This is a genomic window from Yersinia bercovieri ATCC 43970 (assembly GCF_013282745.1).
GTDB classification, from domain to species: domain Bacteria; phylum Pseudomonadota; class Gammaproteobacteria; order Enterobacterales; family Enterobacteriaceae; genus Yersinia; species Yersinia bercovieri.
Genome location: NZ_CP054044.1, coordinates 519,032 through 537,551, shown reverse-complemented (window position 1 = coordinate 537,551; position 18,520 = coordinate 519,032). Strand labels below are relative to the sequence as shown.

Below are 18,520 nucleotides of genomic sequence, written 5' to 3'. Positions count from 1 at the left end.
TGATACGGAATTCAGATAATTATTCCGGTGATAAATTATGAATCAGCGTGTATTGAACATAAATCGTGTATTGAACATAAATCGTGTACTGAAGATAAATAGAGTATCCGCCTTAGTCATTATGGCGCTATTTTCTATCAAAGCATTTTCAGTGGAGTTTAATACTGACCTTCTCGATACGGATGATAAGAAGAATATAGACTTCTCCCGATTCTCAAGGGAGGGGTATATTCTGCCCGGCACATACCAGATGCAAGTGAAATTGAATGGTGAAAGGTTAGGAAATGATATTGCTATTCCTTTCTATATTAACCCGGTAGCCGCAGAGACTTCATCTTCCCCGAGTATGCCAGAGGCTTGCCTATCGCCAGAGTTGCTTAGCCATCTGGGTTTGACAGAAAAGTCCATCAAGCGGGTAGGTGTTTGGCATCAGGGGCAGTGTATCGATTTCACACCGCTGAAGGGCACCACTTTGAAAGGTGATATCAGCAATGGCACCCTGAATATCAATATGCCTAAGGCGTGGCTGGAATATTCAGATGCGACTTGGTTACCCCCCTCCCGTTGGGATAATGGCATTCCTGGGGTGATGTTGGACTACAACATCAATAGCACGATGATAAAAACTCAGGGTAATGGGCAGCAGCAAAATGCAAGCCTCAGTGGGACGCTGGGTGGGAATTTGGGGGCATGGCGTCTGCGGGGAGACTACCAGGGCAGCTACTTCCGGGCTAGTGGCCGAGAAGCTTCACAGCATAATTTTGATCTGACTCGGGTTTATCTGTACCGCCCACTACCGATGATTGAAGCGCTGCTGACTATGGGTGAAGACTATGTCAATTCTAACCTGTTCGACTCATGGCGTTACTCTGGCGTTAGCCTTGTCAGCGAAGAGCGCATGCTACCACCGCGTTTGCGTGGTTATGCGCCTGAAATCATCGGGGTGGCGAGAACCAACGCCAGAGTTACGGTAACTCAGCAGGGACGTATGGTTTACGACAGTATGGTCCCAGCCGGACCATTTCGTATCCAGAATCTAGACAGTGGCATCCGTGGTCAATTGGATGTGAGGGTGCTCGAGCAAAATGGTGAAGTGCAGACCTTTAGTGTGACGACGGCATCGGTGCCCTATCTGACTCGTCCGGGCCAGGTTCGCTATAAGGTCGCCACCGGGAAGCCCAGAACCTGGAACCGTCATACCGAAGGGCCGCTCTTTACCATGGGAGAGGCATCATGGGGGATATCTAACAGTTGGTCGGTGTTCGGCGGTACAACGGTGTCGGATGATTATCAGGCCTTGGCGCTAGGGGCTGGTCGTGATCTCTTTCAATTTGGTACTGCGGCACTAGATGTCACCCAATCATTTGCAAACTTACCCGTACAAGGGCGGCGGGAAGGTAAATCATGGCATATCAGTTACTCCAAGCATTTTGATGATGCCAATACTGATGTGAACTTTGCCGGATATCGCTTCTCCGAGCATGACTATATGTCCATGCAGCAGTATTTAGATACCCGGTTTCGAGACAATAACAATACCCGTCAGAGAGAGCGTTATCAGATCAATGTCAGCAAGCGGTTTGATGAGTTGGCTCTGCCGCTATCCCTTAGCCTCAATTATGAACACCAGAACTATTGGGATCACGGTGGTACTGACCAGTATGGCGTTAGCCTTAACACCTGGTTTGATCTGCCGTCACTCGGCTTGAAGGGTCTCTCTTTGACCGCGACTGGCAGCCGCAGTCGGTATCTGGAGCGTGATATGGAACGTTATGATGACGCCATTAATTTGACGTTGTCGGTACCGATAGGAAAAGGAACGGCCAGTTACAGTAGCGATTACAGCGGGAAACGGATCGGGCAGCGCGTGGGATATTCCGCTTCTGTCGGGCAGCTCGACAGCTACAACCTGAGCGCCGGGCGGGATCAGGGCAATGGCCAGGCTGCGCGCAGTCAGTTTAGTGGTATGTACACCCACAACAGTCCTTTGGCAAACCTTACCGGTAATGTGGCAATGGCGGAGAACAGCTACAGCTCTTTGGGGATAAGCGCCACCGGAGGAGTGACGGCAACAAGCAAAGGTGCGGCACTACACTCTGGTGGCTATAACGGCAGTACCCGCTTAATGGTCGATACCGACGGAGTCAGTGGCGTACCGATAGATGATGGCCGGGTGGTGACTAATTCGCGGGGCATCGGGGTATTGACTGATGTTAACAGCTATTACCGCACCACGGCGCGAGTCGATATCAACAATATGGCCGATGACATAGAGGCAACACAAGGGGTAGTGGAAACCGCACTTACCGATGGTGCCATTGGTTATCAACATTTTGGTGTATTGAAAGGGGAGCGGTTGTTTGCGGTTCTGCGGCTGAAAGATGGGACATACCCGCCATTTGCTGCCAGCGTGCGTGATCTAAAAGGCCGGGAACTGGGGATCGTCGGCGACAGTGGCCTAGCCTGGTTGAGTGGGGTGACCCCCAATACGGTGCTTGATGTGGCTTGGGACGGGCAGACCCGTTGTGAGGTTACGATCCCGTCGAACTTAGATGGGAAGCAGTTGCTGTTGCCCTGTGGACCCACTGCGGCAGCTAAGCATTAATGGGCACACAGCCTTAATAGATAGGATAAGACAACATGAGAAGCATTCATAAGGTATTAAATCTGGTTTCGATGACAGTGCTGTTTGCGATACATCCAGCGGTACAGGCTGCCGTGGGGTTAGATCGCACTCGAGCCATATTTAATGCAGACAGCAAATCGATCACTTTAAATATTAGCAATGAAAACAAACAACTACCCTATTTGGCGCAAGTCTGGTTGGAAGGAGAGCACCAACAGAAACTGGTGCAGGGGCCTTTAGTGGTCACCCCTCCGGTACAGCGTCTGGAGCCGGGAATGAAAAGCATGATACGGGTGTCGTCAACCCCAGATGCCAATCAGCTTCCTCAGGACAGAGAATCACTGTTCTATTTTAACCTGCGGGAAATTCCACCCCGCAGCGATCAACCCAATGTGCTGCAAATAGCATTACAGACCAAAATCAAATTATTTTATCGTCCGAAAGGGATAGTCACCACTCCCGGCGCTGTCTGGCAAGACCAACTTATCTTGCATGAGGAGGGGAGCGGCTATCGGATAGAAAACCCGACACCTTATTACGTCACGGTCATTGGCCTGGCGGGCAGCCAGCGACAGTCTGAGGATGAAGCATTTGATGTAGTGATGGTGTCGCCCAAAAGTAGCACTCAGGTGAAAGTCGGGCACTACACAACCCCCTATCTGACCTATATCAACGATTATGGTGGTCGCCCGGTGTTGAAGTTCAGTTGCCGTGGCGGGAACTGTGCTGTGAAAAAGGTTTAGCCAGGCGCTTCCTGTTTCAGGGCTGGCATTGTGTGGAGAGGATGATGAGTAGAGACAATTTATGGTGTGTGTTGGCGCTGCTGGTGGTTATCCCCAATGGGGGATCTGCTGCGGGGGCAGGCGTCGATCTCACGTTTAACGGCACACTGCTGGACACTCAGTGTAGGTTTGAACGGGAGGATGCCCCGCTATTAGTGACGCTACCCTCCCGTTCGGTACAAGATTTTAGTCAATATGGGCGCACACCGAGCGAGCCATTTGATATAGGTCTGAAAGATTGCACGGCGGCTATGCAGGGGAAACTGGTCACGATGATGTTCAGTGGAGCCAAAACCCAGACTGTTGGTGGGATAACGATGTTGGCGGCAGAGGGTGGAACCGGTCTGGTTATCGGGCTAGAGGATGGAGCCGGTAGCTTAATCTCGTTGGGTAAACCCGTCACTGCGGGGCAAATAACGGTGACAGGCAGTGGGCAGGTAAACCGATTCCGTTTTGGGGCGTATGCCTTGGCACCGGATAGGGCAGCGGTGAAAGAGGGGCCTTATACCGCGACGGCGACATTTGAGGTCTCCTATCAGTAGAAATAGGCCAGAGAGCGCAGGATCAAGGATTTAGTAACGGCAATCTGGCTCTAAATTGAGGAAACAGGCGATGAAGCGATTAATGCACGGGATGTTGTTGTGTACGTTGCTGTGGAGTGTTCATGGGCAAGCGGCCACTCTCCCTATTACGATCAAAGCGACCATTCTGGAACCGGTGTGTACAGTAACGGGTAATAATGGTGAATCGGCGGTAGAGGTGCCATTCGGCGAACTAACTTTGGAACAAGTTGGAACAGCGGCGGCCGAACAGTCGGTGAACCTGAAGATGAGTTGCGACAATTCAGCACCGACGGGCAAGACGCTGAAAATGTATCTGAGCCCGACGAGCTACGGGGTAATGAGTGAAATGGGGGCAAACGTACTCTCCACCTCACTGAATGGGTTAGGCATCGCACTCACATCGGGTAAAGCGGGGACGACACCGGTGAACCTGAATAGCTGGGTGCCGGTCGAGGGTATGGGAACGGGTGAAAGTACAGTAGAGGGGCAACTGCAACTGAAAGCACAGTTAGTGACACCATCGATAGCGCAATTGCACGCCGGTACTTTTCAAGCGACGGCAAGCCTGATGATAAATTACCAGTAACCGTTTAAAACGGTTGTGATAAATATCAGCGCCGAAACACACAAGAAAAAGTGGACTTTTAAATGAGGCTCAATCCCTTTCGATAAACCTATCAGGAATTTATTATGCTCTATTTTAGAATGCCAATTAAAGATGGTTATTTTTTTATGAAAATAGCGAGGCTGTCGATAATAACAGCACTCTCTTTTTATGCTCAGTTTTCTCTTGCTTATAGTTATGTTCAGGAATCATCAAGAATACAACACACCTGGTCACTCCCCTCGGGTGATGTTATTTTGACGCCAGGTGGGAGTGCAGAAACGATTAATATATCATTGTCTATTTTTGGTGACTATAATTCGAATGGTGAAGATGCATCCTGTGTTGCAGGTTGCCAGAATGGTACTATGTATTCTCATCCAGGTATACAACTTGATCGCTGGATGATGGGGGTTGGTATAACAGCACCATCAACCATCACAACTAATAATGGTGTTAGCTTTAATATTGAAGGGCAGCAATCGAGAGGTCGTAATTATATCAAAATAGCATCAAAAAATATGGCATTTACTGATGGAGTCGCATATCACTATAGCCCTTGGATTGATTGGTTTAATGTACCAATGACAAGGCCATACGTTTGGCATAATGAGACCTATACTGCACCAATAAAAATAACCGCGCCGGAGAATACGCCCGCCGGAACTTATATTTACCGAGGGGTCATTGCCTCATTTAACCATCAATACTGTGGGACTGCCTCATGCTCCATGCGACATGATGATGGTCGCTATTGGTTTGATTACCAAGGAGAACTTCGTATTACAGTCAGGGATACGTGTAAGTTCTCTGCAAGCAGTTTAGTTATTGACTATGGTTCTATACATGAAAAGGAGGTTCAGGGAAACAAGAAAGCAGTATCGACACTGCTAACCTGCAATTCAAGTGTAAAGTCGGGAACATTAAAACTCATATCATCATCGGGGAGTAATTGGAGTTCAACTGATGGAACACCGGTAAAACTAGGTAAAAATATTGACGCTGTCGTTAAAATTAATGGAAAGAATGCATCACAAGGTATACCTGTGGCATCTTCCACACCTATTTCAGAGCCTATCGAAGTGACTTCTGAATTAACTACTCAGGGTAATAAGGTAGAGCCGGGTGTTTACTCAGGAAGTGCGGTGTTAAGTTTTAACATTAATTAGCCTGCTTGAAAAAACATTAATTACTCATATAAGCATCATTTTTAAAGTGGAGCTGGCGATATGGTGCAGTGCCTCGAATGAAAAATTATACTGCACTATAATGTGTGGAACTAAAACGGGTCTGCTTACAATATGTATTGCAATGCTATTTACTATATTGAATACACGACCCGCAATTTTTCATCGGTGGGAAATTCTCCTGCATGGGGAACTAGCGGTCAACCAGAAACCGCCTTTGATAGTGACTCAAATTTCAGTGGCGAGGAGCAAGTGGCTGGGCATTATAATTATCTCGCCCGCAGATTCAGCCCACCAAAGGTGATAACAGCTAATGACTGATAACGATTTTCCCCACATGCTGGCGTGAATCAAAATGCTGCCATGCCTGTTTAGCTTCAACAAAAGGAAAAGTGCTATCAATGACGGGTATGATTTTATGCTGCACTAACGCCTGGTTCATTTGTTCGAAATCTTCACGTGAGCCCACACTGATCACCCGAAAGCGCGCTGCACTTTTAAACAGGCTGAAGAAATCTATTGCCACCGCATCCCGAGCGACAAATCCGATCAGCGCCAGCTCACCACCAATGCAGATAGAGCGAATGGATTGATTTAGCGTCCCTGGGCCACCGACCTCGACCACTAAATTAACCCCTTGCCCAGAGGTTAAGCGCAAAACTTCTTCACTCCATTCAGGGTGTTGAACATAATTGATGACTTCGTCGGCACCCAGTGCTTTCAACTGTGCGCTTTTGGCTTCACTCGAAGTGGTGGCGATAACCCTTGCACCCATTGCTTTTGCTAGCTGGATAGCAAACAGTGAAACTCCACCGGAGCCTAAGGTTAAAACTGTCTCACCGGCTTTAACCGGTCTATCGCCGTTGAGTGCCGCCCACGCGGTCACAGCCGCGCAGGGAAGTGTTGCGCCCTGTTCGAAGCTGAGGTAGTCGGGTAATGATAATAGTGATTCCTCACTAACCACTTTATATTCAGTCAGCCAGCCATCACGGTCACTACCATAAAGTTCATCACGTGCTGAAGCCTGAAAAGCACCACCGAACCAGCGTGGCATAAAGGTATTTACCACCCGATCACCGACCTTAAAACGTTCGACCCGCTTGCCAATTTGAATCACTTCACCGGCGGCATCGGAGAGCGGAATATGCCCCGGGCGAGATGGCAAGGTGTATTCACCATTCATAATGGCCAGATCACGATAATTCAACGAGGTGGCGCGCACCCGAATGAGCACTTCTCTGGCCTCAGGTATCGGCATATCTTCCTGGTGAAGTTCTAAGTGCCCAATATTGCCAAACTGTTTGAAACGATAACTTTGCATATGAGTATTTCCTATTGAGATAAACATGATGTTTATAATCCGGCGAGCTTTACATTTTGATCAGATACATGACCTTGGAAAAATGCGGCCAGCAACAACCAGTGAGAAATTCTAGACAAGGCTGATTAATGAAACTAGATTGATAAATTCAATCTTAAATTCCGAATATGAAATTATGTTGGATGAATTAGCCCTATTTGTGAGCATTGTAGAAACGGGAAGTTTGCGGGCTGCAGCGGAAAAAGCCGCGATTCCAGCGTCTACGCTGACACGCCGTTTACAGAAGTTAGAGCAGCATTTAGGTTGCCGCTTGCTGCACCGCAGCGCCCGGCGCATGACACCAACGAGTGAGGGCTGGCAATATTACGAACAGTGTCGCCCGCTGGTGCATTCTTTACAGCAAGCCACGGCGAAGCTGGACGTTACATTGCATCAGATCAGTGGCTTGATCCGGATACTGGCTCCGGCGGATTTAGCCAACGATAATCTGGCTCCCGCCTGGGTGTCTTTTTTAACGCGGTACCCCGAAGTCCGGCTTGAGCTAGAACTGAACAATTACACTCAGGATCTGATTGGTAGCGGCGCTGATGTGGCGATCCGTGTGGGCGCTCAGCCGGATTCATTACTCAATATGCGAAAACTGGGGCAAAGCAAGGAGATACTGTTGGTCGCCTCGCCTGATTATCTGGCGAAGAATGGCATTCCTGAATCTATGGATGAGCTGAGGCTACACGACTTGGTAATTAGTGCGCCATTATCAACCTGGGTGATGCAACACCGCCAGAATGGAGACACCGTGCGCTGGCAGCCGCAGGGAAAATTTTGTGTTAACGGCATTTATCTGGCGCTACAGGCGGCGCAGGCCGGGTTAGGGATTCTGTTTTGCCCATTGAGTTTATGCCATAACCCACTCCAGTGCGGCGAACTGGTCAGAGTATTACCGGAATGGCAGGGTGCTCCCCGGGAGATTTATGCGGTATGGTCGCAGCAACGGTATGTTCCGGCCAGAGTCCGGGCTCTAATTGATCATTTGGCCGACTTTTGTCAGCAAGACCCTCAGTTGATGATGTGAGTCTGTTGCTTCAGTCACAATCTCGGCAAACTTAATGACTGACTTGATATGCAAGCGCCTTGATATAGTCATCCTGCTTATGCAGGTTATAACCTTCTAAATCCATTTTGCTACGTAATAGTTGGCCCCAATAGAACTCTAGGAAAGGGAGTTCCGGATAAGGCTTACTCGTTTCAGGGTTAAGATTTTTATCTGACTTATCGTCAGAGATACTACGTAAATAATAGAGCATTGAGTGATACGGATCGTCCTGAAGAGCGCTCATGCCCAGAGTGTTAGGCAACTATCCCCCAAAAAAAGCGCTAAACGCTTGGTATCTATCACTCAGATTAAAGCTTTCCCGTTGGCCAGATATCAACTGTGTTCATATCTGCGTCCACTCATTGAATGTTGGCTAATATATTTATCCACCTCAATGGGAGGGGGCATTTGCATAAATTTTCCACTCACATCTCTTTGCAGATTACTTGTAATACACAATGACGTTGCCTATCGATAAGTCATTTTTAGGTTATTATGGGTTAACTGATTCACGGCAGTAATAGATAATCTTATTGTGATTATATTTGGTTCTAAAACACCCAGAATACACATCACATTTCTGAAAAAAAATATTTGTAGGCATATTCCTACAATAAGCGCCATAAACTCTCAGTTAAATTTTTATGATGTTTTTTAATCCCTTTAATCGTAAAGAGTTACATTTCTATTGTAAGAAATGTCTTACACATCAGTGTTATGTTCTGATATTTATGAAACTTTAAAATTTACTTTTTGTTACATTTAACCAATTGGTGTTAGATGGCTAACGTTTCTACACTGCGCACATCGGTATTTAATTGATATGCTAATGCGTGTGAAAAATACCTGTCTGATACTGTTTCATGCCATCCAATGAATGGATAGGGATATCTACAAAGCGTTTTTTTACTTTAATACGTGCTGAATTAATCAGTGGGCGGTGAATGTTGTGCCGGGTAATGTAGATTATTTCTATTCATTTTATCAGTGGTGGATTTCTTAAGTTTCCTTCTCCTAACAAGGAAAGTCGATGTCCTCTTCAAGCTTTCAAAATGAAATACCCAAAGCACGCATTAATATTAAATTAGATCTGCATACTGGCGGCGCTCAAAAGAAAATGGAGCTGCCTTTGAAGTTGTTGGTGATGGGTGATTACAGCAACGGTCAGGAGCAGCGCCCGCTGTCCGAACGTGAAAAACTCAATATCAACAAAAACAATTTCAACAGTGTGCTGGCTGAGTTCCAACCGAGCCTGACACTCGCTGTACCCGATACCCTGGCTGGCGATAACACTGATACGGCTGTGTCCCTCACCTTCCGTGAAATGAAAGATTTCGAACCGGAAAGTGTTGCCCGTCAAATCCCGCAACTGCGCGCCTTGCTGGCGATGCGCAACCTGCTGCGTGACCTCAAATCCAATCTGCTGGACAACGCCACTTTCCGCCGTGAGCTGGAAAATATCCTTAAAGACGAAGCACTGAGCGATGAGCTGCGTGCTGAACTGGCGGCATTGGCCCCCAAAGACTGTTAATCGCCGGATTGGCTGCTTGTCATTAGAAAGAAGAAAAGGAACATGCTGATGTCTGTACAGGAAAACACGGCGCAGGGTACTGCGACCACCGTATTAGAGAAAAACCGTCCCGTAGCCCAGGGGGTTTACGCCTCTTTATTTGAAAAAATCAACCTCAGCCCGGTCTCCTCACTGACCGGTCTGGATGCTTTCCAGAACAACGATACCATGGCGGATGCCACCACCGATGAACGCGTCACTGCCGCCGTCAGTGTCTTTTTAGACCTGCTGAAGCAGTCGTCGAAAAAAGTGGAAAAGCTGGATAAAACCTTGCTGGATGGCCACATTGCGGCGCTGGATGATCAAATCAGTCGCCAGTTGGATGCGGTGATGCATCACCCTGATTTCCAACGTGTAGAGTCCACCTGGCGTGGCGTTAAATCCCTTATCGATCAAACCGATTTCCGTCAAAACGTGCGTATCGAACTGCTGGATATCAGCAAAGACCATCTGGTGCAGGATTTTGAAGATGCACCTGAAATCGTGCAAAGCGGTCTCTACACCCAGACCTATATTCAGGAATACGACACCCCCGGTGGCGAGCCGATTGCCGCCGCCATCTCCAACTACGAGTTTGATCGTAGCCCGCAGGATATCGCCTTATTGCGCAATATCTCCAAGGTCGCCGCGGCAGCCCATATGCCGTTTATCGGCTCTGTTGGCCCCGAGTTCTTTGGTAAAGAGAGCATGGAAGAGGTAGCGGCGATTAAAGATATCGCTAACTATTTCGACCGCGCCGAATACATCAAGTGGAAAGCCTTCCGCGACTCGGATGATTCCCGCTATATCGGCTTGACCATGCCGCGTGTACTGGGGCGCTTGCCTTACGGCCCGGACACCGTGCCGGTACGCAGCTTTAACTACGTAGAGCAGGTGAAAGGGCCGGACCATGACCGTTATCTGTGGACCAACGCCTCGTTTGCCTTTGCCGCCAATATGGTAAAAAGCTTCATCAAAAACGGCTGGTGTGTGCAGATCCGTGGCCCGCAGGCCGGTGGCGCGGTGACCAACCTGCCTATTCATCTGTACGATTTGGGTACCGGTAATCAGGTCAAAATTCCGTCAGAAGTGATGATCCCGGAAACCCGCGAGTTCGAGTTTGCCAATCTGGGCTTTATTCCGCTGTCGTACTACAAAAACCGTGATTACTCGTGCTTCTTCTCGGCTAACTCCGCCCAGAAACCGGCACTGTATGACACCGCGGATGCCACTGCCAACAGCCGTATTAATGCCCGCTTGCCTTACATCTTCTTGCTATCACGCATTGCTCATTACCTGAAGCTGATCCAGCGCGAAAATATCGGCACCACCAAAGACCGCCGTCTGTTGGAACTGGAGCTGAATAACTGGATCCGCACCTTGGTGACGGAAATGACTGATCCGGGTGATGATTTGCAGGCGTCCCATCCGCTGCGTGATGCAAAAGTCACAGTGGAAGATATCGAAGACAACCCAGGTTTCTTCCGCGTGAAGCTGTATGCCGTGCCGCACTTCCAGGTGGAAGGTATGGATGTGAATTTGTCATTGGTTTCCCAGATGCCGAAGGCTAAGGCATAAACGGAGACACGATGAAAATTTATCGTCCGTTATGGAACGATGGGGCCTTTTTGGCCCCGCAACAATTCCAGCAACAGTCTCGCTGGGATGCCTATGTGGCAGACAGCGTGGCCCACATGACACTGGCATCCCCATGGGGTGTCATTGATGCGGCATTTGACAGTGGGTCGTTGGCGCTTTCCCGCCTGAATGCACTGCGGCTGGTGGTTCGCTTTCCTGATGGCACGCTGATTGATTCTGAACGGGCGGATAACTTGCCGCCTGCTTGCGATTTGTCTGGGATTTCAGACCGTGACTCTGTCGATGTGATGCTGGCATTACCGCTGCTTTCCGCCAACGGTGGCAATCTGGATGATGGTCAGGACAGCGCTCGCCCTCGCCGCTGGCAGCAGGAATGGGTCACAGTACAAGAGCTTGCTGGTCATGAACGTACCGAACTGGCGATAATGCGGCATGCGGTTACGCTGCGTTTTGCTCATCAGGAAAACAGTGCCTATCTGACCTGTCCGGTGGTGCGACTGATGCGCAATGCCCAGGGGCAGTGGGCACAGGATGAGAGTTTTATCCCGCCGATGCTGTCGCTGGCGGCCAGTCAGGTTGTGCTGACTGAACTGGGGGATTTAGTCCACCGTCTACAGGCGCGTCGGCGTCGTCTGATGGCTATGCGGCGTGAAAGTAACGAGCGGATGGCCGATTTTGCGGTGGCCGATGTGTCGTTGTTCTGGTTGCTGAATGCGTTAAACAGTGCCGAGCCGGTACTGATGGAGTTGTATCAGACGCCTTCCCGCCATCCCGAACTGTTCTATCGCGAACTGGTCCGTCTCGCCGGTAGCTTGCTGACCTTTTCCCTTGAGCATAAAGCCGAAGATATTCCGCTTTATCAGCATGATGCGCCAGAGCAGGTTTTTCCGCCGCTGTTCACCTTGCTTGATGCCCTGCTCGAAGCCAGCCTGCCGTCCCGTATGGTGGCGATTGAACTGGCTCACGAGGGCCAATTCTGGACCGGTTCATTGCATGATGCCCGCCTGCGCGAAGGGGCTGATTTCTATCTATCTGTTCGTTCTTCGATCCCCAACCATCTGTTGCAAACCCAGTTCCCGCTGTTGTGTAAGGCTGGCAGTGTTGAGGATGTGTCCGATGTGGTCAATGTGGCACTGAACGGCGTGGCGATGAAACCGCTGTCCCATGTTCCGGCGGCTATCCCGCTGCGTCTGGAGAATCAGTACTTTGCCCTTGACCTCAAGGGGCCAGCGGCGCAGGCCATGCTGGATGCGGGTAACTGTGCTTTCTACACCCCAGGATCGCTGGGTGATATCAAACTCGAACTGTTTGCGGTGCTGCGCTCATGAGCAAAATAACTACCTCTGTCGTTGATGCGGCCTTTTATCCCTGCTGGCTGATGGTCAGTCAGTTGCGTAATGGGCAGGAAGTTGAAGATGGCGAAGCCTTGTATCGTCGTGCCTGTGAGTGGATTGATGGCGCACGCGAGACGCTGTCGCGTGCCGGTTTCAGCGACATCAGCTGTGACCATATGCTGTACACCCAGTGTGCGTTACTGGATGAAAGCGTGCTGAACCGCCAGAAACAGGACAGCGGCTATAGCAAATGGCTGAAAGACCCACTTCAGGCGCGCTACTTCAATACCCTGAACGCAGGTGAAGAGTTGTGGGAGCGGATCCGCACGGTGTTGCAGGAGCCAGCTCCGGATACGGCGGTACTGACCTGTTTTTACCGTGCATTGACCCTCGGGTTTGCCGGTCGCTATCGTGAACAGGGCGACGAGCGCAGAGAAGATGTGGTGCGTAAGCTGAGTCTGCTGGTGCCGCCGTTTACTTCTTCGCAGGAAACTCCGCTGGTCTCGCGCTCACTGCGTCTGCGCTCCGGGCGCAAAACCTATTGGTTTTCGTGGGTTGCGGGCGTCGCAATACTGGCCGCACTGTGGTTCACATTGTCCAGTCAACTGACGCGCATGGTGTCTCAACTGACCGGGATGCACTAGCGGATGCGCGGATTAACACCGTTACTCCTGTTGCTGCTGGGTACCTGCCTGGCGCTGTGGCTTATTCTGGGGTTCTGGCCGTTGGGAACCGGCAGCCGTGTGGCATTGAGCATGCTGGTTGTCATCCTCAGCGGTGCGGTCGGTTATTTTCAATGGCGCAAGCACAACCGCAATAAAGTGGCTCACCAATCCATTGCCGATTCAACGCTGCCGCCTGAAGATTTTCAGGGTGCGGTGGTACTGGTTTGTGGTGACAGCGATGCCCTGTTTTCCCCCTCGGCATCTTTTCGTGAAACGCGTCAAGGTTGGTATCTGGCCGTGCAACTGCCAGAACAACTGCCGATACTCGCGCAACATCTGGCGGCGGAACGCCCGGCACTGATTGCCCAGATCTCTGTGTTACTGGCCATCGTGCCGGAGCAACATCAGAGCCGGGATGATTTTTCACAATCCCTGCGTGCCTGGCAACGGGCCATCGTGCAGTGCAAAGGCTGGCTTGCGGGGATCCCTCCCGTCTGGATAAGCACTTGGCTTTCACCGCCAGCGGCTTCATCAGAGCAGGTAGAGCGCTGGTACACGGTCACGCCGGGGCAAAAGGGCATTCAGGTTCAGGAACCGGGCGCAGGGATTATGCCGCTGGTTGAATGGAGTCAGCATCAAGATCGCAACGTTCAGGAAAGGTTGAGCGCTGTATTCTGGATGGAGAGTCTTCTGTCCTGGCTTGATGAACATGTTGTGAGCATCCTGACACAGCGGCAAGGGGATGTCCCTGCACTGACCCCGTGTGCATGGGGTTACTGCTTTACCCCAGTGACGGCGAATCAGGGCAATTTGTGGCAGGCACACATTAGTGGGATAACCACGCTGACCCCAGTGGCGACTCCAGATCAAGATTGCCTGCCGTTGCCAGAAGTGCTGCTGCCTTATCTGCCGCGTCGTCGTGGTGTCTCCCGCCTGATGCAGACCTGTCAGATGGCGGGTGTGTTGTGCGGTGTATTTTTACTGTGTGCTCTGTTGGCTTCCTTTATCAATAACCAACGTCTGGTCCAGAGCGTTGGCGATCATCTGTCGCAGTATAACCGCCTCACCGGCACTCCCCCAGCCCCTAAGACTCTGGCTCAACAACAACTGCGCGCGGATGCCCATTTGTTGGATGACTGGTTACGCCGCGGTGCCCCCATGCGTTTGTCGCTGGGGTTGTATCAGGGGCTGCGGCTTAGGGTTCCGCTTGATATTGCTATCAATAGCTGGACGCCACCGCCACCACCGGCACCGGTGATTAATCGAATTGTTCAGGGGCCTAAAACCTTGCGCCTCGACAGCCTGTCACTGTTTGATGTGGGCAAATCAGAACTCAAATCCGGCTCCACCAAAGTGCTTATCAACGCACTGGTCGGGATTAAGGCCAAACCGGGCTGGCTGATCGTGGTGGCGGGTCACACCGATATCACGGGTGATGATAAGTCCAACCAGACTCTGTCACTTAAGCGGGCGGAATCGGTACGTAACTGGATGCGTGATACCGGGGATATCCCGGAAAGCTGCTTTGCGGTACAGGGTTATGGTCAGAGTCGTCCGCTGCAATCTAACGATACGGAAGCGGGCCGTGCGGCCAACCGCCGTGTCGAAATCAGTCTGGTACCGCAGGCTGATGCCTGTCAGGTGCCGGATATAAAAACAGCGTCACAGGATGAAAGTGACGTATCAACTCAAGAAATGGAGAAGTAAATCATGGCAATTCCAGTCTATCTGTGGCTGAAAGACGACGGCGGTGCAGACATCAAAGGTTCTGTTGATGTGCAAAGTCGCGAAGGCAGTATTGAGATCGTGGCACAGGACCATAACCTGTACATCCCAACCGATAACAATACCGGCAAGCTGACCGGCACCCGTATCCACACCCCATTCGTTTTCACCAAAGAGATCGATGCATCCACCCCTTATCTTTACAAGGCGGTGACCACCGGTCAGACGCTGAAAACCGCCGAGTTCAAATGGTACCGCATTGATGACGCAGGCCAGGAAGTTGAATATTTCAACACCAAACTGGAAAACGTCAAAGTAGTCAAAGTCGCGCCGAAAATGCACGACGTCAAAGATCCGGCTAAAGAGAAGCACAACCACCTGGAATTGGTGGAGTTGCGCTACGAAAAAGTCACCTGGACCTTCAAAGACGGCAACATCATTCATTCCGATTCATGGAACGAACGCGCTACCGCGTAATTACCCGTCATTCTTCGCGCCGCAGGTGCGTTGGCTACGTTCGCTCACTCTGGTCACATAGAGTTATCTCTGCTCCCAGGGATTCGTTCACTTGCCGCCTGCCTGCAACACGAATTATTTAGGGTAACCCGCAGCAGCAGGCGGTTCGCCGTCTGCTTTTTGTGTTTTTAGCTCAGTATCGGGGCATCGGTATTCAGCCAAACGCACACACATTTTATCAGATGACCTTATGGGCCTTGGTTTATGGCTATGGGCGGTAGCGTGCCTGACGCCAGTCTTATCAGGCTATTAATAACGCCAGCTGAAACCGGCTAACGTATTAGGTTTCGCATACAAGGACGAATTTATGACAACGCATTCAGCACACTTATTACGTCGGTTAAATCCCTATTGTGCGCAAGCACTCGCCGGTGCCGCCACCTTATGCCAGACCCGCGCTCATGCTGAGATAACCGTTGAACATTGGTTGTTGAAACTGCTGGAACAGGGTGAAGGCGATATCACGGTGATTGCCCGTCGTTATGAGTGGGACATGGACAGCCTGTGGCAGGGATTACTGGCCCATCTGGATACGTTGCCGCGCACGGTGCAGGGCAAACCCCAGTTGTCAGCTGCGTTACAGCAACTGATCAAAAGTGCCTGGCTGGATGCGTCGCTACAGGAAGATGCCGATGCGGTGCGTTCCGTTCATCTGTTATCTGCTCTGATAAATTCGCCATCATTACTGGCCGCCGATGCCGCCTGGCCGTTGCTCAGCCTGAGTACCACCCAGTTACACCGTCTGTTACCGCTGCTGGACAGCCAATCCGACGAGCGCCCTGAAGTTCAGCAGGCAGCGGCGCTGGCAGACAGCCCGGTCAATCTGACCGATGAAGCCCCGACTAGCACCTCTGCCAGCGGTCAGCCCCAACTCAATGACGCCCTGCAAGCGGCGCTGGATAAATTTACCCTCGACGTCACCGCCAAAGCCCGAGCCAACCAGATTGACCCGATTTTTGGTCGCGACACTGAGATCCGCCAGATGATTGATATCCTGTCGCGCCGCCGTAAAAATAACCCGATTCTGGTGGGTGAACCGGGCGTGGGTAAAACCGCGCTGGTGGAAGGGTTGGCGCTGCGCATTGCCGAAGGTAACGTCCCGGATAGCTTGAAAACCGTCAGCCTGCGCACCCTGGACTTGGGCCTGTTGCAAGCGGGGGCAGGAGTCAAAGGTGAGTTCGAGCAGCGGCTGAAAAATGTTATCGAGGCGGTACAACAATCGCCAACACCGGTGCTGCTGTTTATCGACGAAGCCCATACCATTATTGGTGCCGGTAATCAGGCGGGTGGCGCAGATGCGGCCAACCTGCTCAAACCGGCACTGGCGCGTGGCGAGTTGCGCACCATCGCTGCCACCACCTGGTCGGAGTACAAGCAGTATTTTGAGCGCGATGCCGCACTGGAGCGCCGCTTCCAGATGGTGAAAGTTGACGAGCCGGACGACGCCAAAGCCAGCCTGATGCTGCGTGGCTTAAAGGGCCGCTACGCCCAGCACCACGGCGTGCATATTCTGGATTCTGCTATCACTGCGGCGGTGACTCTGTCGCGGCGCTTCCTGACCGGCCGTCAACTGCCGGACAAAGCGGTGGACCTGCTTGATACCGCGGGTGCCCGTGTGCGCATGAGCATCGACACCCTGCCAGAAGCGCTGATGGAGATTAACGCCGAACTGGCCGCACTGGCGATGGAGCAGCAGGCCATTGAGCAGGATTTACTCCTGTTGCCGAATATCGGTTCAACGCGCTTACTTGAGATTGATAAACGCCGCGCAGAGCTGATTGTTGGACAACAGCAACTGACACAGCAATATGAAGCAGAGAAACGTCTCACTACCCTGATTATCGACGCGCGTCAGGATATCGCCAACGTGGCACATCTGGCGGAGTTGCAGGCAGAACTCAATCAGATTCAGGGCAGTGCGCCGCTGCTGTCGCTGGATGTTGATGTGCGCACGGTGGCGACGGTGATTGCTGACTGGACTGGCGTACCACTGAGTAGCTTGTTGAAAGACGAACAGACCGATTTGTTGCAACTGGAAAACCACCTCGCCACCCGGGTGGTCGGTCAGGATGTGGCGCTGGTTGAGATGGCCCAACGGCTGCGCGCCGCCAAAACCGGCCTGACCTCTGAAAATGGCCCGCTGGGGGTGTTCCTGCTGGTTGGCCCTAGTGGGGTGGGTAAAACCGAGACCGCGCTGGCGTTGGCCGACACCCTGTTCGGCGGTGAAAAATCGCTGATCACCATCAACATGTCCGAATATCAGGAGGCGCACACCGTCTCCCAGTTGAAAGGCTCGCCACCGGGCTATGTCGGTTACGGTCAGGGCGGTATTCTGACTGAAGCGGTACGCAAGCGCCCGTACAGTGTGGTGCTGCTGGATGAAGTGGAAAAAGCGCACGCCGATGTTATTAACCTGTTTTATCAGGTATTTGACCGCGGCTTTATGCGCGACGGTGAAGGGCGCGAGATTGATTTTCGTAACACCGTGATCCTGATGACCGCCAATTTAGGCAGCGATCATCTGATGCAGTTACTGGATGAACAACCGGAAGCGACCCATAGCGATCTGCATGAGCTGCTACGCCCGATCCTGCGCGATCACTTCCAGCCCGCATTGCTGGCCCGCTTCCAGACCTTGATCTACCGCCCACTGGATGCCATCGCATTGCGCACTATCGTCGAGATGAAACTGGCACAAGTCGCCAAGCGTCTGAACAAACATTACGGCCTGCACTGCACGATAGAGGAAAGCCTGTACGACCAGCTGGTCGCTGCCTGCCTGCTGCCGGACACCGGTGCGCGCAACATCGACAGCCTGCTGAATCAGCAGATCTTGCCGGTATTGAGCCAACAACTGTTAAGCCGTATGAGCGAGCAACAGCGCACCACCTCGCTGACGTTGGGCTGGGATGAGGCCGAAGGGATCACGTTGGAGTTTGACGGAGGCGAAGGATAA

Annotated in this window: 15 protein-coding genes; 13 read left to right on the top strand and 2 right to left on the bottom strand. The window is 51.4% G+C overall.

Annotated elements, in window-relative coordinates:
• The first annotated feature begins 37 nt into the window (after nucleotides 1-37).
• The 5 genes from HRK25_RS02535 to HRK25_RS02515 all read left to right on the top strand — a co-directional run bounded on the left by HRK25_RS02535 (nucleotide 38) and on the right by HRK25_RS02515 (nucleotide 5,744).
• Nucleotides 38-2,605, top strand: coding sequence for a PapC/FimD family outer membrane usher protein (locus HRK25_RS02535; protein ID WP_005272217.1), 2,568 nt, complete (start codon nucleotides 38-40; stop codon nucleotides 2,603-2,605).
• 35 nt (nucleotides 2,606-2,640) lie between these two features.
• Entirely contained in the window at nucleotides 2,641-3,369 is a 729-nt protein-coding gene (locus tag HRK25_RS02530; RefSeq protein ID WP_005272219.1) for a fimbrial biogenesis chaperone, read from the top strand.
• 41 nt (nucleotides 3,370-3,410) lie between these two features.
• The gene (locus HRK25_RS02525; protein ID WP_226714007.1) at nucleotides 3,411-3,950 is read left to right on the top strand and encodes a fimbrial protein; all 540 of its coding nucleotides are present in this window, start codon (nucleotides 3,411-3,413) and stop codon (nucleotides 3,948-3,950) included.
• A 70-nt stretch (nucleotides 3,951-4,020) separates the two neighbouring features.
• Nucleotides 4,021-4,557 (top strand): fimbrial protein, encoded by a 537-nt coding sequence (locus HRK25_RS02520; RefSeq protein WP_005272228.1) that lies wholly within the window; start codon nucleotides 4,021-4,023, stop codon nucleotides 4,555-4,557.
• Between the two features lie 104 nt (nucleotides 4,558-4,661).
• Entirely contained in the window at nucleotides 4,662-5,744 is a 1,083-nt protein-coding gene (locus HRK25_RS02515) for an MrpH family fimbial adhesin (protein ID WP_005272231.1), read from the top strand.
• 328 nt (nucleotides 5,745-6,072) lie between these two features.
• On the opposite strand, the gene HRK25_RS02510 is transcribed toward HRK25_RS02515, so the two are convergent.
• On the bottom strand, nucleotides 6,073-7,083 hold the full coding sequence (locus tag HRK25_RS02510) for a zinc-dependent alcohol dehydrogenase family protein (RefSeq protein WP_032896943.1): 1,011 nt from the start codon (nucleotides 7,081-7,083) through the stop codon (nucleotides 6,073-6,075).
• Between the two features lie 175 nt (nucleotides 7,084-7,258).
• On the opposite strand from HRK25_RS02510, the gene HRK25_RS02505 reads away from it, so the two are divergent.
• Nucleotides 7,259-8,155, top strand: a complete 897-nt coding sequence (locus tag HRK25_RS02505) for a LysR family transcriptional regulator (RefSeq protein WP_005272233.1) — start codon at nucleotides 7,259-7,261, stop codon at nucleotides 8,153-8,155.
• Nucleotides 8,156-8,186: 31 nt separating this feature from the next.
• Here the strand turns inward: HRK25_RS02505 and HRK25_RS02500 are convergent, their stop codons facing one another.
• Nucleotides 8,187-8,438, bottom strand: a complete 252-nt coding sequence (locus HRK25_RS02500; protein ID WP_143707648.1) for a ParB N-terminal domain-containing protein — start codon at nucleotides 8,436-8,438, stop codon at nucleotides 8,187-8,189.
• Between the two features lie 768 nt (nucleotides 8,439-9,206).
• Between HRK25_RS02500 and tssB the strand changes: the two genes are divergently transcribed.
• From tssB to tssH, 7 genes are all read left to right on the top strand, one after another.
• Complete coding sequence (gene tssB, locus HRK25_RS02495) at nucleotides 9,207-9,707, top strand: type VI secretion system contractile sheath small subunit (RefSeq protein ID WP_005272235.1); 501 nt, start codon at nucleotides 9,207-9,209, stop codon at nucleotides 9,705-9,707.
• Between the two features lie 42 nt (nucleotides 9,708-9,749).
• Nucleotides 9,750-11,303, top strand: a complete 1,554-nt coding sequence (gene tssC / locus HRK25_RS02490; RefSeq protein ID WP_005272237.1) for a type VI secretion system contractile sheath large subunit — start codon at nucleotides 9,750-9,752, stop codon at nucleotides 11,301-11,303.
• 11 nt (nucleotides 11,304-11,314) lie between these two features.
• Nucleotides 11,315-12,652: a type VI secretion system baseplate subunit TssK gene (tssK, locus tag HRK25_RS02485; RefSeq protein ID WP_005272239.1), complete on the top strand. Its 1,338-nt coding sequence runs from the start codon at nucleotides 11,315-11,317 to the stop codon at nucleotides 12,650-12,652.
• The gene (gene tssL / locus HRK25_RS02480) at nucleotides 12,649-13,302 is read left to right on the top strand and encodes a type VI secretion system protein TssL, short form (protein WP_071984891.1); all 654 of its coding nucleotides are present in this window, start codon (nucleotides 12,649-12,651) and stop codon (nucleotides 13,300-13,302) included. Before tssK ends, tssL begins: the two co-directional genes overlap by 4 nt.
• Nucleotides 13,303-13,305: 3 nt before the next feature.
• Entirely contained in the window at nucleotides 13,306-15,030 is a 1,725-nt protein-coding gene (locus HRK25_RS02475; protein ID WP_005272250.1) for an OmpA family protein, read from the top strand.
• 3 nt (nucleotides 15,031-15,033) lie between these two features.
• Nucleotides 15,034-15,525: an Hcp family type VI secretion system effector gene (locus HRK25_RS02470; protein WP_004877984.1), complete on the top strand. Its 492-nt coding sequence runs from the start codon at nucleotides 15,034-15,036 to the stop codon at nucleotides 15,523-15,525.
• Nucleotides 15,526-15,871: 346 nt separating this feature from the next.
• Complete coding sequence (gene tssH, locus HRK25_RS02465; protein ID WP_005272254.1) at nucleotides 15,872-18,520, top strand: type VI secretion system ATPase TssH; 2,649 nt, start codon at nucleotides 15,872-15,874, stop codon at nucleotides 18,518-18,520.

Coding starts and splice junctions, on each gene's coding strand:
- HRK25_RS02535 (WP_005272217.1), top strand. CDS start 38: ATGAATCAGCGTGTATTGAACATAAATCGTGTATTGAACATAAATCGT.
- HRK25_RS02525 (WP_226714007.1), top strand. CDS start 3,411: ATGATGAGTAGAGACAATTTATGGTGTGTGTTGGCGCTGCTGGTGGTT.
- tssL (WP_071984891.1), top strand. CDS start 12,649: ATGAGCAAAATAACTACCTCTGTCGTTGATGCGGCCTTTTATCCCTGC.
- HRK25_RS02530 (WP_005272219.1), top strand. CDS start 2,641: ATGAGAAGCATTCATAAGGTATTAAATCTGGTTTCGATGACAGTGCTG.
- HRK25_RS02510 (WP_032896943.1), bottom strand. CDS start 7,083: ATGCAAAGTTATCGTTTCAAACAGTTTGGCAATATTGGGCACTTAGAA.
- tssB (WP_005272235.1), top strand. CDS start 9,207: ATGTCCTCTTCAAGCTTTCAAAATGAAATACCCAAAGCACGCATTAAT.
- HRK25_RS02520 (WP_005272228.1), top strand. CDS start 4,021: ATGAAGCGATTAATGCACGGGATGTTGTTGTGTACGTTGCTGTGGAGT.
- tssH (WP_005272254.1), top strand. CDS start 15,872: ATGACAACGCATTCAGCACACTTATTACGTCGGTTAAATCCCTATTGT.
- tssK (WP_005272239.1), top strand. CDS start 11,315: ATGAAAATTTATCGTCCGTTATGGAACGATGGGGCCTTTTTGGCCCCG.
- HRK25_RS02470 (WP_004877984.1), top strand. CDS start 15,034: ATGGCAATTCCAGTCTATCTGTGGCTGAAAGACGACGGCGGTGCAGAC.
- HRK25_RS02475 (WP_005272250.1), top strand. CDS start 13,306: ATGCGCGGATTAACACCGTTACTCCTGTTGCTGCTGGGTACCTGCCTG.
- tssC (WP_005272237.1), top strand. CDS start 9,750: ATGCTGATGTCTGTACAGGAAAACACGGCGCAGGGTACTGCGACCACC.
- HRK25_RS02505 (WP_005272233.1), top strand. CDS start 7,259: ATGTTGGATGAATTAGCCCTATTTGTGAGCATTGTAGAAACGGGAAGT.
- HRK25_RS02515 (WP_005272231.1), top strand. CDS start 4,662: ATGCTCTATTTTAGAATGCCAATTAAAGATGGTTATTTTTTTATGAAA.